Below are 14927 nucleotides of genomic sequence, written 5' to 3'. Positions count from 1 at the left end.
GAATAGGCCTATTCGCGGGCCTTTTTTATGTTATTTGACACATCGGGAAAAGCTCTTCTGGTTAAGCGGAGAGTCATAGGTTAAAATTAACCGGTTAATTCGTGATAAATATCGGTAAAAGGAACAGTTGTCTGTCTGATTGCAGGCCGCAAAATTACAATAAGATATACGCATACAAGTTTATAACTACAATCGAGGAGGCTGCTCCGTGAAGAAAACAAAGCAACTGCTCGCGTGTTTGGTTTTGATGGCCTTGGGTCTCGGAACCGCGCACGCGGACTACACTCTTAACCTGGTACAAGGGGTGACGCAACTCAGTCATGAAGTATATGATCTGCATATGCTTATCCTGTGGATCTGCGTGTTCATCGGTATTGGCGTGTTCGGTACCATGTTCTACTCGATTTTTCACCATCGTAAATCCAAGGGACATCAAGCAGCCTCGTTCCACGAGAACACCACGGTGGAGATCGTTTGGACCATCATTCCGACTTTGATTCTGGTGGGCATGGCCATTCCGGCAACCAAGGCCGTGATGGATCTGGACAAAGTGCAAGAGTCCGATATGAGCATCAAGGTCACGGGCAAGCAATGGTATTGGGATTACGAGTACCTGGATAACGGCGTTCACTTCGAGAGTCATTTGGACGAAGCCAGCGAGAAAGTCCACCGCCTTAAAGACGGCGATCCGCGCACGGTTGCCAACTATTTGTTGAACGTCGACAAGCCTCTGGTCATTCCGACCAAAAAGAAAATCAGATTCCTCTTCACTGCCGCCGATGTTATCCACTCCTGGTGGGTGCCTGATCTGGGCTGGAAAAAAGACGCCAATCCCGGTTTCATCAACGAAGCCTGGACGTATGTCGAGAATCCCGGCGTTTACCGAGGTCAATGTACAGAGTTGTGCGGGCGCGACCACGGCTTCATGCCGATAGTCGTCATTGCGATGGAACAGGATCGTTACGATGTCTGGGTAAAAGAAACCCTGGAAAAACAAAACAAAGCGCCCGATCTGAGCGCCCAGAGCCGCTCGGTATTGATGGCGAAAGGCGAGTCGGTTTATTTGAAAAATTGCGTGGCTTGTCATCAGATCGACGGTAAAGGCATAGACGGTTGGTTCCCTGCCTTGCGCGGTAGCGCCAAAGTTACCGGCAACATGGATCAGCTGATCGGTTTCATCCAAGCCGGCACCAGTAAAATGCCTTCTTTCCGCAAATTGCCGGATGATGAACTGGCGGAACTGATTACCTATATCAGAAACGCACCGGAACTGGGTAATAACGTGGGCGACGAAATTCAGCCTGATAAAATCACTCCTAAATGGGACGATGATGAGTAAACCTAAGGGTTTCTTGTCCAACTCATTTTTCAATAGTTATTGAGGTATTAAGTATGTCTGCTGTCGTAGCTGAACATGATGATCACCACGATCATCACGATCACGGCCCTGAGAAGGGTATTTTAAGATGGATAATTACCACCAACCACAAAGATATCGGCACCTTGTATCTGGTGTTCGCGCTGATCATGTTCTTTGTGGGCGGCACCATGGCTTTGATCATTCGTTCCGAATTGTTCGAGCCGGGTTTGCAATTTGTCGACCCCAACTTCTTCAACTCCATGACCACCATGCACGCGCTGGTAATGGTATTCGGGGCGGTGATGCCGGCTTTCGTCGGTTTGGCCAACTGGATGATTCCGATGATGATCGGTGCGCCGGATATGGCGTTGCCGCGCATGAACAACATGAGCTTCTGGATGCTGGTCGCCGGCGTGTTATTGCTGGCTAGTACCTTGTTCATGGAAGGGGGAGCGCCGGCAGCGGGTTGGACTTTATATCCGCCACTGGTGTTGCAAACCGGAAAAGCCTTTCCATTTGCGATTTTCTCGGTTCACATGCTGGGTATTTCGTCCATCATGGGTGCCATCAACGTGATTGCCACTATTTTCAACATGCGCGCCCCGGGCATGACGCTGATGAAAATGCCGTTGTTCGTTTGGACTTGGTTAATCACCGCGTTTTTGTTGATCGCCATCATGCCGGTTTTCGCCGGCGCGGTAACCATGTTGCTGACCGACCGTTTCTTCGATACCAGTTTCTTCGATGCGGCGGGTGGCGGCGACCCCGTGTTGTATCAGCATATTTTCTGGTTCTTCGGTCACCCCGAGGTTTATGTCATGATTCTGCCCACCTTCGGTGTGGCTTCCACCATTATTCCGGTATTTGCCCGTAAGCCTTTGTTCGGTTATGCCTCCATGGTGTATGCGACTGGCGCGATTGCCTTCCTGTCGTTCATCGTTTGGGCTCACCACATGTTTACCGTGGGCTTGCCGGTTGCCGGCGAGTTGTACTTTATGTACGCGACCATGCTGATTGCGATTCCGACCGGGGTAAAAGTATTTAACTGGACCGCCACCATGTGGAAAGGCTCCATGACCTTCGAAACCCCCATGCTGTTTTCCATCGCTTTCGTGGTGCTATTTACCATGGGCGGTTTTACCGGTTTGATGATGTCGGTCGCGCCGAGCGATTTTCAATATCACGATACCTACTTCATCGTGGCTCACTTCCATTACACCTTGGTTCCGGCTTCCATCTTTATTTTGATGGCCGCGGGCTATTACTGGTTGCCAAAATGGACCGGTAATATGTACAACGAAAAAATCGGTCAATTGCATTTCTGGTTGTCGGCGATTTCGGTCAACATCTTGTTCTTCCCGCAACATTTCCTGGGTTTGGCGGGCATGCCGCGCCGTATTCCGGATTATGCGATTCAGTTTGCGGACTGGAACATGGTGTCCAGTATCGGCGCCTTTATCTACGGCTTCAGTCAATTGTTGTTCGTGTACATCGTGATCGACACCATTCGCGGCGGTACCGGTAAAGTCACTGCCGAGGTTTGGGAAGATGCCGGTAAACACAGTCTGGAATGGACCGTGCCTTCGCCCGCGCCGTACCACACCTTTACGACGCCACCTGAAATCATTCCAACCGAGCACTTTTAAGGTTGGACAATAATAGAGGCAGCATCCCCACCCGCTATAAAGGTGGGGATAACTGAAACAATGGATACCAAGAAAAAAAATATCCTGACGGCTGTAATTTTGATTGCGGTAGCGTTAACGATTTACGTCATGGCGGTGATGAAGGCGATGTCGCAATGAGCGATGAGTTAAAGCGGAAGAACACAACACTGGCGAAAAAACTGGTGATTGTGGCGCTGCTGATGTTCGGCTTCGGTTATGCATTAGTGCCCATTTACGATGTGCTTTGCGACATTACCGGGCAGAACGCTAAATTGAAGGAAGCGGTCGAGGCCGACCAAGCGTTTGCGGTTGATGAGGGCAGGGAAGTGAGCGTTGAGTTTGTCACCTCGGTGAACGAATCGACTCCGCTGGATTTTCGGGTGGAAACGCGCAGCATGAAGGTTCATCCGGGGCAATATTACACGGTGAATTTTTATGCCAAGAATAATTTGCCGCAACAAGTCAAAGCCCAAGCCATTCCCAGCATAACGCCGGGTCTTGCTGAAGAATTTTTTAAAAAAGTACAGTGTTTCTGTTTTGAATTGCAAACTTTCGAAGCGAATGAGGAAAAAACCATGCCGGTACGGTTTGTGGTGAATCCCAAGCTACCCGAACGCTATAAAACCATTACATTGTCGTACACTTTTTTTGATAGAACTAATAACACTGAAAACTAATAGAGGGGAAGGTTATGTCTACACACGGCGCTTATTACATCCCGCATAAGGCGGTCTGGCCTGTTTTGGCTACTGCTGGCCTGATGCTGATGCTGGCTGGGTTTGCCAATCATTTAAACGGCTCGGCTATCGGCTCCGGCATGATGCTGACCGGCTTTGTGGCTTTTTTGGTCATGCTGGGCTTGTGGTTCGCCCTGCAGTCGACCGAAAGCGAATCCGGCATGTACAACCATGGTGTCGGTATTTCCTACCGCATGGGTATGATGTGGTTTATTTTTTCGGAAGTGATGTTTTTTGCCGTATTCTTCGGCGCGCTGTGGTACGCACGTAATATTTCCATACCGCACCTGGGCGAGGGCGGCATGCTAAGCGGCCCCGGCCGATCCACCCACGATGTATTGTGGCCGGCGTTTCAGGCGGTATGGCCGACCAACGGTCCAGGCAATGTCGGCGGCGAGTTCGAACCCATGGGCGCATTCGGCCTGCCTTTCATCAACACCTTGTTGCTGTTGTCCAGCGGTGTAACCTGCACTTGGGCGCATCACGGCTTATTGGCTAAAAACCGCGACCAGTTGATTAAAGGCCTTTTGGCGACAGTCGGCTTGGGCTTTTTGTTCGTGGCTTTCCAGGCCACCGAGTATTACGAAGCCTATCACGAGATGGGTTTGACGCTGGGCTCCGGTATTTACGGTTCGACTTTCTTCATGTTGACCGGCTTCCACGGTTTCCACGTTTGCGTGGGCGCCATTATCCTGTCGGTCGTATTATTCAGAAGCTGGAAAGGCCACTTTACCCCGGAAAACCACTTCGCTTTCGAAGCGGCGGCTTGGTATTGGCATTTTGTCGACGTGGTTTGGTTAGGCTTGTTTATCTTCGTTTACATCATGTAATTGCAATAACGTTGAAAAAGCGCGCTCCAGCCGGGGCGCGCTTTTTTTTTGCGAGAAAGTTAAGGATTTGCAGCCGGTTGGTTGCCGCTAAGCTCGTGAGCTTGTTGCATCCTGGCGCCGATGCCGCTGGGTTGGAACAGACCGGTGGCAAAAGCCACGAATAACAAAATAAATAAAATCAAGGACAGGCCGATTCGGTAGGTTAATGCCTTTGCGGTTTTGCGGGAATGTTCCTCGTCGCCGTGTTTAACCAAGTGGAATAAAGCCGAGCCCAGGCTTGCGAGGATGGCGATAAAAATAACGACGGCAACAGTTTTTAGGGTCATGGCAAATACGTAAAATAATCGGAATACTTCATTCTGGATGAATAAAGCCATCTTGCCAATCATTTTAAGGCGGTTGTAAAGGACATTATGAAATTCAAGTTATTAAATCGGACTTTTCAGATGTCATGGCTGGGGCTGAGTGCTTATCTGCTGCTGATGCTGTTGCTATGCAGTCTGGGGAGCTGGCAACTGAGCCGGGCGGAACAAAAAAAACAGCTGCTGTTGCAACAACAAGCCGCGATTGATTCTGGCGTCATCGATTTAAACCGACAGACCATAATTGATGTGGCGACGGTGCGTTATCGCAAGGCCAGGCTGAACGGGCGCTACGATTTCGCCCATCAATTTCTGCTGGATAACCGGATTATGGACGGCAAAAGCGGTTATTTTGTGCTGACGCCGTTTCGGGCGGATGGGCTGCCGGCGGCGGTGCTGATCAATCGCGGTTGGCTGGCGGTTGGCGGCGATAGAAACCAAATGCCCGATCTGAGCATGCGGACAGAACCAACCGAAGTGACCGGCCGAATTAACGAATTTCCCTCGGTTGGGCTGGTGCTAAAAGGGGCGGAAATACCGACCGAAAATTGGCCGTCTGTCGTGCAAGTTGTGGATAGCAAGGTGCTGTCGCAAAAGTTGGGCTATGAAATAGCCGCATTTCAAATCGAATTGGAGCCGTCGGCGGCCGAGGGTTATAAAAGGGAGTGGAAAATCAATGTGCCAATCCCGCCTGAAAAGCATCTGGCCTATGCAGTACAATGGTTCGGCTTGGCGCTGACTTTGACCGCGCTGTTTATTTGGATAAGTATAAAAAATCGTAGTGAACACACAGCTTAAAAAAAACCGCATCACTATTTTGGTGATCTTTGCCATGTCCATTATCCCTTTCGCCATCGCATGGTTTTTGGCGGATAACCCCGGCAAAGTAAAACTGGGCACTAACAACGGCGAATTGATTACCCCGCCGTTAACCACCGAGATAAGCGACTTTACCGGCTACGATAGTTTTTCGGCTGACAATATCAAAGAGCTGCAAGGCCACTGGATATTGATCAACGTGTTGCAACAAGGCGCGTGCCAACAGGCCTGTCAGGATGGTTTATATAAAACCCAGCAAATTACCTTGATGATGGGCAAGGACATCGCGCGGATTCGCAGATTGGCGGTGATATTTAACCGGGCCGATCAACCGTTGCCGAAACAATGGCAAGAGGATGCCCGCTTATTGAAAGCGCTGCCTTCCGCAACCTTAAAAGCCACCCTGCGGAAAATATCCGCCGATGAGCAGCCCGGGGGCTTATTGGTGATGGATCCCTTGGGTAACCTGATGATGAAATACGACCCAGGTTACGACCCCTATAAAGTCAGAAATGACTTAAGCAAGTTATTACGAATTTCACAAATCGGTTAAAAGCATGTTTAGAAAATTGAGTTTGTTTTGCGCCATTTTGGCGTTAATAGTCATTGTCATGGGTGCTTATGTCAGGCTGTCGGATGCCGGATTGGGCTGTCCGGATTGGCCGGGTTGTTACGGTCAGGCCATGGTTAACGATAGCGCTCAATTTGAATCCGATGCGGCAGCCGCTTTTCCCGATAATCCCTTGGATACCGCCAAAGCTTGGAAAGAAATGACCCACCGCTACCTGGCCGGCGGTTTGGGCGTTGCCGTGTTGGTTTTATTTGCCATGGCTTGGCGTCTACAGCGGCAGCGTACCGCTGTCATCGGCTGGACTTCTGTGCTGTTGTTGTTGGTTGCGTTGCAAGCGGCACTCGGCATGTGGACCGTGCATTTAAAAGTCATGCCGGCCATGGTGACGCTGCATTTGCTGATGGGGTTTATTACGTTTTGGGCCATTAGTTGGACGTATTTACGCGGCAACCCCGACATTCAGCGCCGCTCCAGCACGTCCGGTCCGGCCTGGTTTGCGTTGCTGGGTATGTCGGTGTTGTTGCTGCAAATTGCCTTGGGCGGTTGGGTCAGCAGTAATTACGCGGCGTTGGCTTGTACGGACTTTCCCCGCTGCCAGGGACAATGGCTACCCGAAACCGGCTATGCCAACGCCTTTAATTTTTTAGCGCACGATAGTACGTCCTTATCCGCCGCCGGCAAAGTGGCTATTCATGCTTTGCACAGATTGGGTGCGTTAATCACCTTTTTGCTGTTGTCATGGTTGATGTTGACAGCCACCTCGGAGCAATATCCTAAACGGGTTCGCCGTTCCGGCGTGCTGCTGAGCGTGCTGTTGCTGGTGCAAATCGTCATCGGCATCTTCACGGTCAAACACGGCGTGCCCCTGGCGCTGGCCGTGGCGCACAACGCTTTTGCCGCCTTGTTGATGCTGCCTTTGTTGGGCATATACTTTTTTAGCCGCTACGCCTTGCCGGACGAGGAGCCTGCGGAAAGCCAGCCGCCGCTTGAAATACCGGCGGAGCCGGAATCGCTGTACCTGCGGTTGAGGACTCAGTTAAAGAAGACCCGCGGCAGTATCGGCGGGGTGTTAACTATATTGACGGGGCAGGATGCCGTTACCCGCGATTTGCTGGATGATGTGGAGGCCAATTTATTGATGGCGGATATCGGCATTGAAACCACCACGGCCATCATTCGGCACCTCAAGGAAAACCTGGAAAAAGACCAGCTGAAAGACGGCGCAATGCTCACCCAGGCTTTGAGGCAAAACCTGTTCGAGATGCTGCAACCTTGCAGCCAGCCGTTGCAAATACCCCGGCAAGACGGGCCGTTTGTAATATTGGTGGTGGGCGTTAACGGCGCCGGCAAGACCACGTCGATCGGCAAACTGGCGCATCGCCTGCAGGAACAAGGCCATAGTGTGATGCTGGCGGCGGGCGATACCTTCCGTGCGGCGGCGGTCGAGCAATTGCAAACCTGGGGCGAACGCAATAATGTGCCGGTGGTGGCGCAACATACCGGCGCCGATTCGGCCTCGGTGATTTTCGATGCCTTGCAATCGGCGAAAGCCAAAGGCGTCGATGTGTTGATTGCCGATACCGCCGGCCGCTTGCATACCAAATCCAACTTAATGGAAGAATTGTCTAAAATTAAACGCATCATGGCCAAACTGGATGCCAATGCGCCGCACGAGATATTGTTGGTGCTGGATGCCGGCACCGGACAGAACGCCCTGTCTCAAGCTAGATTGTTCAACGAGGCCGTGGGGCTGACCGGTTTGGCCCTGACCAAACTGGACGGCACCGCGAAAGGCGGGGTGATCTTTGCATTGGCCAACCAATTGCGGATTCCGATCCGCTTTATCGGCGTCGGCGAGACCAAGGAAGATCTGCAGGATTTCGATGCAAAGACTTTCGTAGACGCGCTGTTTGTGACAGACTAAAACCATGTTGAGATTCGAACACGTATGCAAACGCTACCCCGATGCCGGTGACGCGCTCATCGATGTCAGCTTTCGTTTGGCGCGTGGTGAAATGGCTTTTCTGACCGGCCGTTCGGGCGCCGGCAAAAGTACGCTGTTAAAGTTAATCGCCATGATGGAGCAATGCACGCGGGGTAATGTGATGTTGGACGGCAAGGACATTACCCGCATCGGCGAACGTAAAATTCCGTATTTGCGGCGTAACCTGGGCTTGATTTTTCAGGATTACAAATTGCTGAACGACAGAACCGTATTCGATAACGTGGCCTTGCCGTTGATTGTGTCCGGCTATTCGCATCAGGATATTGCCCGGCGGGTGCGGGCGGCCCTGGATAAGGTCAGTTTGCTGGGCAAGGAAAAAAAATACCCCTTGTCGCTGTCCGGCGGGGAGCAGCAGCGGGTCGGTATTGCCCGCGCCATTGTCAATAAACCGAAAATGATCCTGGCCGACGAGCCCACCGGCAACCTCGATCCCGACTTGTCCGCCGAAGTCATGCATATGTTCGAACAATTCATGCAAGTGGGGGTGACGGTGCTGATTGCCACTCACGATGTAGAACTGATCCATCGGCTTGGACATCGGGTGTTGACGCTTGATAACGGCAGGATGTTAGCGAATTGAACATGAAACGGCAAACACACCGCAAGCATACCGGCCAGCGTTTGCTGGAAAAACTTCAGGCCTATTTGCTGAATCATGCCCATGGCCTGTTTTCCAGCCTGGGCCGTTTGAGCCGGGCGCCGGTTACTTCCGGCATGACCATTTTGGTGCTGGCTGTGGCCATCGCGCTGGCGGGGTGTTTTTATATCGTGGTGGCCAACATTCAGCAATTGACCGGCAATCTGCAAGCCAGCAACCAGATGTCGCTATTCTTGAAGGAGCATATCAACGAAGCGGCCGGGCAAAAATTGGCCGACGAACTGGCGCATCACCCGCGGATAGAAAACATCAAATTCATCGGTAAACAACAGGCTATGGAGGAGTTCAAAGCCAACAGCGGCTTTGGCGAAGCCTTAAATGCCCTGGAAAGTAATCCGCTACCCAATGTCATTCAAGTATTGCCGAAAAATGTGCTGGATAACCGCGAAGCTCTGGATGCTTTAATGGGAGAGTTCAAACAGATGCCGCAGGTGGATTTCGTGCAGGTGGATATGCAATGGGTGGAAAGGTTGCAAGCCATCATGCGCATCGCCGGCCGCGGCGTCACCCTGGTCGGTATTCTGCTGGGATTTGCCGTCACCTTTATTACCGGCAACACCATCCGCTTGGAGTTGCATAATCGCCAGGACGAAGTGTTTATTTCCAAATTGGTCGGCGCCACCCATGCGTTTATACAAAGACCGTTTCTGTACACCGGATTTTGGCTGGGTTTTATCGCCGGTTTTTCCGCCTGGCTGATTATCACCATCATGTTATTGATTATCGAAACGCCGGTGGAAAAACTGTCCGGCTTATATAACAGCTCTTTTCAATTGCTCTATTTGAGTTTTTCCGAATTCATCCTGCTATTGATGATGGCTTCGGGTCTGGCCGTGCTGGGTTCTTGGGCGGTGTTGCATTACCAGCTGCGGCAGCTTAAGCCGCAATGATATGGCATTCTGGCAAACCAAAACCTTGCGGGAAATGACCGCGGACGAATGGGAAGCGGTTTGCGACCGCTGCGGAAAATGTTGTCTGGTTAAACTGGAAGACGAAGACAACGGCGACATTGCTCTGACCCGTGTCGCCTGTAAACTTATCGACCTGAAAAGCTGCCTTTGCACCGGTTACGGTAAACGTTGCTCGGTAGTCCCCGAATGCGTTGATTTGACACAGCATGACTTTGCCGAGTTTCAGTGGTTGCCGTCCACCTGCGCATATCGCTTGTTGCATAACGGGCAAGCCTTACCGGAATGGCATCATTTAATATCGGGTAGCGCGGAATCCGTGCATAATGCGGGACAGTCGATTCGGGATTATGCCATCCATGAATCTCCTCAACTGGATCCGGAAGACCATATCATTGAATGGCTAAGTTAAAGCGAAATCGGCCAAGCGGAAATTGAGTTTTTTAAGGTCCGGCATCGTAGCGCCTGCCTGCCATTTTTTAGCTGGCATCTGAATTTTCCGCTTAGGGCCGGGCTTGGCGAGGCATCCCGATGACCTTTCCATTCTTATTCCCTTTCAATCGCCTGAACTCCCGACGCATAAGTTGGTATGATCAGTGCCAAGTAGCGTTGGACAGGCGTAAAATTTTGCCTCCGCGAACAGTCGCTTACCTGTCGAATGGCCCTTACCCAACCAATTTGAACTGCCTATGCGTAAAGCCGATTCTACCCATCAGTCCGATATCGTTGCTCGGGTAGCCCTGCGGCGGGGCGAGAATGCCGCGGCAATTTTGGAAATCAGCGGCCGGTGGCTGCGAGATGCCCGTATCGAACCGGTGGAGCGGATTTTAACCGAGCTTGAAGCGCAATCCGTCAAGCGGCTGACGATTCGGCCGGACGGTCTTGAGGCGTGGGATAGCCGCTTACCCTGTTATCTGTTAAAAATCGCCGATTATTGCGTTGCTAAGGCGATCGAACTGGATATCGGCGCGCTGCCGCAAGGGGTGCGGGATTTGTTGGCCCTGGCACGGGCGGTGCCGGAGCGTAGCGGCGCCCGCCGCCATCAGGAACGCGCTTCGCTGCTGGTCAACATCGGTACTAGAGTGCTCGGCCTGATCAAGGACAGCCGGCTGCTGATAGTGTTTGTGGGGGAATTGATATTGGCTGTTTGGGCCGCACTGAGAGGGCGGGCGCGGTTTCGGTTGTTGGATTTGTTCATTTTCGTTCAGGATGCCGGGCCCAACGGTTTCGCCATCGTCTCTCTGATCAGTCTATTGGTCGGTCTGATTCTGGCGTTTGTCGGCGCCTTGCAGTTGGCCATGTTCGGCGCCCAGATTTATATCGCCGACTTGGTGGCCTTGGGTACGGTGCGGGAGATGGGGCCGTTGATGACCGCCATCATCATGTCTGGCCGCACCGGCGCCGCCTATGCCGCTCAACTGGGCACCATGAACGTGAACAGCGAAATCGACGCCTTAAAAACCATGGGGATATCGCCCATGGCTTTTTTGGTGATCCCCAGAATGCTGGCCCTTGTCCTGATGATGCCTTTATTAACCTTGTATGCGGATTTGATGGGCATAGTCGGCGGGGCGGCCGTCAGCTACGGCGCCTTCGACGTTTCGTTGATTCAGTATTATCACGAAATCGCCAAGGCGGTCGATATCGCCGACGTTGCGGTAGGCTTTTGCAAAAGCCTAGTGTTCGCGGTATTGATCGCCATTGCCGGCTGCATGCGCGGCATGGCTTGCGGCCGTAGCGCATCGGCGGTGGGCGACGCGGCCACGGCGGCGGTGGTCGACAGCATCGTCTATATCGTGGTGTCGGATTCGCTGATTACCCTGGTTCTCAACCAATTGAAGATTTAACCGAAAGTTTTATGACGGCAGCGCACATCACGGTGGAACATTTGACCATGGCCTACGGCGATTTCGTGATTCAGCGCGATTTGAATTTTACCATCGGCCGCGGCGAGGTATTTATCGTCATGGGCGGTAGCGGTTGCGGCAAGAGCACCTTGTTAAAACATTTGATAGGTCTGCAACAACCCGCCAAGGGCGAGGTGTTTTACGATAAACAAAACTTTTGGAGCGCCGATGCCGAACAGCGCTTGCAGGTGATGCGGCGGATTGGGGTTTTGTACCAAAGCGGGGCGCTGTTCAGTTCGCTGACGCTGGCGGAGAATATCGCCTTGCCCTTGGGCGAGTTTACCGCGCTGACTAAGGCGGAAATCGCCGATATGGTGTCTTACAAATTGGCCTTGGTGGGCTTGGCGGGGTTTGAAGATTATTATCCGGCAGAAATCAGCGGCGGCATGCAAAAGCGGGCCGGCTTGGCCAGAGCCATGGCGCTGGATCCGGAGATCTTGTTTTTCGACGAACCGTCCGCCGGGCTGGATCCGGTCAGTGCCCGCCTGCTGGATGACCTTATCATCAGCTTGCGCGATACCCTGGGCACCACTATCGTGGCGGTGACGCACGAACTGGCCAGTATTTTCGCCATAGGTACCGATTCGGTATTTCTCGATTCGGACAGTAAAACCATGCTGGCCACCGGCAACCCTAAACAGTTGCTGGCGGAGTCCGAAGATCCCCGTATCATTCAATTTCTGACCCGAGGCCAAGGCCGCGGCGGCAGATAGATGGGAGTTTCATAACCATGAGTAAACCGGTTAATCCCGCCCTGATCGGCGGTTTTAGTTTGGGTGCGCTGGCGCTGTTGGTGGTTGCCTTGCTGATATTCGGCGGCGGCCAGGAATTTAACGCCGACAAAATCCGCTTTGTCGTTTACTTCGATTCGTCGCTGAACGGTCTGGAGGTCGGCGCGCCGGTGAAGATGCAGGGCGTCAAGATAGGCCAGGTCAAGGATATCGCGCTGCAATTCGATCAGCAGGGCGGCAAGATCTATAAGCCCGTGGTGCTGGAGATCGATAGAAATAACCTGAATAGCTCGGGCGGCGGGACGATGTCGGAAGAAATGAGCCTGGAAGAGCGTAAAGCCAATCGCGATCAATTGGTCGCCCTGGGCATGCGCGCCAGATTGGAAACCCAAAGCCTTTTGACCGGCTTGCTGTATGTGGATCTTAATTTTTATCCCGGTAAACCGCCGATGTTCGCCAATTTGGAATATCAAGAGTTATTGGAAATTCCCAGCCTGCCGACCGCCACCGACGAGTTGCGTAACACCGCGGAAGAAGTGGCGCAAAAATTACGCGCGCTGCCTTTGGATGAGATCGTGCAGGACTTTGCCGACAGCCTGCGGGAAATCAAGGTTCTGCTGGCGTCCGAAGAGGTGAAAAAATCGCAAATTGCGTTGGCCGATACCTTGGTCGAATTGCAAAAATCCACCAAAACCCTGAATAAGAACCTTGAGCCAATTCTGCTGAATGCCGATAAAGCCATCGTCAACGGCAACGAGTTGGTCAAGGAAACCCATGCCATGGTGCGGGAGTTGCAAACAAGCCTGCCCGGTTTACTGAGCAATTCCGACAAGACCATGGTCGCCGCCACTGCCGCCTTGCGGCAGGCCGAAACCGCGTTAAAACAAGTCGATCGCGCGGTGGGGTCCGATTCGGCCTTGACGGATACCTTAAATGCCGTTAAACAAGCCGCCCGCGCCGTTCGCGATTTGGGCGATTATTTGGAGCGTCATCCGGAAGCCGTGCTGTCCGGCAAGAATCAATAGGGAGCGATTACGATGCGATATTTACTGCGAACTTTGCTGGGCACGATTTTGTTGTCGCAAACAGCCTGCATCGGATCGTCGCCGGCTGCCCGGTTTTATTTGCTGGAACCCATTGCTTCAGCGGACGCGCCGGCAACCGCGGCGGTGCTCGATAAGCCTACCGTGGCATTGGCGCCGGTGCGGATTCCGCATTACCTGGAGCGGGCGCAGTTGGTGACGGCCAGCGGCAAAAATACCTACCAACTGGACGAATGGCATCGCTGGGCCGAAAGTCTGGACGACAACATCACCCGGGTGGTATTGCGGGACTTAAGCCTGCTGATGCCGGCGGACGTGGTGTCAGCCAATAGTCAACGCGCCAGACAAGCCAAGTTGGCCTTGGCTGTCAGTATTCTGGAGTTTCATATCGACCCGAATGGCCAGGCCCGGTTAAGCGCGCAGTGGCAAGCCAGCCGGAACGACGAGGTGATTCTAAGCAGGCAGAGCAGTTTTACGGCAGCGGCGGATAACAACGACGCGCAATTGAAAGTCGAAGCCCTCAATCAATGCTTGTCGCAACTGAATCGGGAAATGGCGGCCGCTCTGTCGGCCATCAACACCGATTGAGGCTTGACGGTTAACGTCATGCCATAGCGCGGTGCATCATGCGCGCCGGGTTTAAGCATCATTTCAAAAGATGCGCATAAGCCGGCTGGGTTTCCAGCCGGCCATCATCCAGCGGCGTACCCACGGTAAAGTGGTACAAGCTTTGCCAGTCGTTATCCTGCAAACCCAATACCCCGTGTACCGCATCGTCGAAAAAGCAACCGATACCGGTGCCGCGAATGCCGGCGGCTTCCGCTTCCAGATACAGAATTTGCCCCAGCAGGCCGGCTTCCCAAAACAGCCGCCGGTAGCGCCAGGCTTCGGCTTCGATATTGCCGGCGAAGCGGGCCAGCATCCCCAGGCTAAACGCGCTGTCGCTGGCAATCGGTTGGTGGCAGGATAGGGTTTTGGCGGCTTGCCGCACATTGCCGGCCACCAGCCGGTAAAGCTCGAACGGGGTCTCGACCGGCTGCCAAACGAAATCCTTGGAAAAAGCCTGTTTTAAAATGCTGACATCGTCGCCGTTGCGCGGTAAAAAATACAAACCCGGCTCCAAGCCGTCGACCCGGTGCACAAACAACAGCATGTGAATTTGCGGCGGCCAGTTCCAGGCCGTAAACGGCGGCTTGGCGTTGGGCAGAAGCGCCTGCAAAATCCGCTGAAAATCCGCCAAGGGCAGAGGCTCGGCCTTGCCGTTGAAATGCTGGGCGCTACGGCGCTGGCGTATCAAACGGCTGGCGGCCAGGTTTTGACTGGGCGCCG

The 14927-nt window shown here is 52.9% G+C and carries 16 protein-coding genes; 14 read left to right on the top strand and 2 right to left on the bottom strand.

The features are described from left to right. Positions 1 to 208: 208 nt before the first annotated feature. From coxB to NP596_RS15115, 4 genes are all read left to right on the top strand, one after another. Positions 209 to 1339 (top strand): cytochrome c oxidase subunit II, encoded by a 1131-nt coding sequence (gene coxB / locus NP596_RS15130; protein ID WP_256616219.1) that lies wholly within the window; start codon positions 209 to 211, stop codon positions 1337 to 1339. A 53-nt stretch (positions 1340 to 1392) separates the two neighbouring features. Beyond that, positions 1393 to 3006, top strand: a complete 1614-nt coding sequence (gene ctaD / locus NP596_RS15125) for a cytochrome c oxidase subunit I (protein WP_256616218.1) — start codon at positions 1393 to 1395, stop codon at positions 3004 to 3006. A gap of 155 nt (positions 3007 to 3161) precedes the next feature. Continuing rightward, positions 3162 to 3704, top strand: a complete 543-nt coding sequence (locus NP596_RS15120) for a cytochrome c oxidase assembly protein (protein WP_256616217.1) — start codon at positions 3162 to 3164, stop codon at positions 3702 to 3704. A 14-nt stretch (positions 3705 to 3718) separates the two neighbouring features. Next, entirely contained in the window at positions 3719 to 4594 is an 876-nt protein-coding gene (locus NP596_RS15115; protein WP_256616216.1) for a cytochrome c oxidase subunit 3, read from the top strand. A 59-nt stretch (positions 4595 to 4653) separates the two neighbouring features. On the opposite strand, the gene NP596_RS15110 is transcribed toward NP596_RS15115, so the two are convergent. Then, on the bottom strand, positions 4654 to 4920 hold the full coding sequence (locus NP596_RS15110; protein WP_256616215.1) for a twin transmembrane helix small protein: 267 nt from the start codon (positions 4918 to 4920) through the stop codon (positions 4654 to 4656). A 120-nt stretch (positions 4921 to 5040) separates the two neighbouring features. On the opposite strand from NP596_RS15110, the gene NP596_RS15105 reads away from it, so the two are divergent. From NP596_RS15105 to NP596_RS15060, 10 genes are all read left to right on the top strand, one after another. Beyond that, complete coding sequence (locus tag NP596_RS15105) at positions 5041 to 5754, top strand: SURF1 family protein (RefSeq protein ID WP_256616214.1); 714 nt, start codon at positions 5041 to 5043, stop codon at positions 5752 to 5754. Beyond that, complete coding sequence (locus NP596_RS15100) at positions 5738 to 6328, top strand: redox-active disulfide-containing membrane protein (RefSeq protein ID WP_256616213.1); 591 nt, start codon at positions 5738 to 5740, stop codon at positions 6326 to 6328. The genes NP596_RS15105 and NP596_RS15100 overlap by 17 nt, the downstream gene beginning before the upstream one ends. A 4-nt stretch (positions 6329 to 6332) precedes the next feature. Further along, positions 6333 to 8270 carry a signal recognition particle-docking protein FtsY gene (ftsY, locus tag NP596_RS15095; RefSeq protein ID WP_256616212.1) on the top strand — a complete coding sequence of 646 codons (1938 nt, stop codon included), beginning with the start codon at positions 6333 to 6335 and terminating at the stop codon, positions 8268 to 8270. 4 nt (positions 8271 to 8274) lie between these two features. Next, entirely contained in the window at positions 8275 to 8931 is a 657-nt protein-coding gene (gene ftsE / locus NP596_RS15090; RefSeq protein ID WP_256616211.1) for a cell division ATP-binding protein FtsE, read from the top strand. 2 nt (positions 8932 to 8933) lie between these two features. Next, positions 8934 to 9899 carry a permease-like cell division protein FtsX gene (gene ftsX / locus NP596_RS15085; RefSeq protein ID WP_256616210.1) on the top strand — a complete coding sequence of 322 codons (966 nt, stop codon included), beginning with the start codon at positions 8934 to 8936 and terminating at the stop codon, positions 9897 to 9899. A gap of 1 nt (position 9900) precedes the next feature. Then, positions 9901 to 10329, top strand: a complete 429-nt coding sequence (locus NP596_RS15080; protein WP_256616209.1) for a YcgN family cysteine cluster protein — start codon at positions 9901 to 9903, stop codon at positions 10327 to 10329. Between the two features lie 277 nt (positions 10330 to 10606). Then, positions 10607 to 11764, top strand: a complete 1158-nt coding sequence (locus NP596_RS15075; protein ID WP_256616208.1) for an MlaE family ABC transporter permease — start codon at positions 10607 to 10609, stop codon at positions 11762 to 11764. An 11-nt stretch (positions 11765 to 11775) separates the two neighbouring features. Beyond that, on the top strand, positions 11776 to 12537 hold the full coding sequence (locus tag NP596_RS15070) for an ABC transporter ATP-binding protein (RefSeq protein WP_256616207.1): 762 nt from the start codon (positions 11776 to 11778) through the stop codon (positions 12535 to 12537). A 17-nt stretch (positions 12538 to 12554) separates the two neighbouring features. After that, entirely contained in the window at positions 12555 to 13580 is a 1026-nt protein-coding gene (locus NP596_RS15065) for an MlaD family protein (RefSeq protein WP_256616206.1), read from the top strand. Positions 13581 to 13592: 12 nt separating this feature from the next. Beyond that, positions 13593 to 14186: a PqiC family protein gene (locus tag NP596_RS15060; RefSeq protein ID WP_256616205.1), complete on the top strand. Its 594-nt coding sequence runs from the start codon at positions 13593 to 13595 to the stop codon at positions 14184 to 14186. Between the two features lie 58 nt (positions 14187 to 14244). Here the strand turns inward: NP596_RS15060 and NP596_RS15055 are convergent. After that, positions 14245 to 14927 (bottom strand): SagB/ThcOx family dehydrogenase (locus tag NP596_RS15055; RefSeq protein WP_256616204.1); only part of this gene is annotated, 683 nt, incomplete at its 5' end.

Source organism: Methylomonas rivi (genome assembly GCF_024505165.1).
GTDB lineage: Bacteria > Pseudomonadota > Gammaproteobacteria > Methylococcales > Methylomonadaceae > Methylomonas > Methylomonas rivi.
Note: the sequence above shows the minus strand (reverse complement) of the source record. Positions and strands in the feature narration are given on the sequence as shown.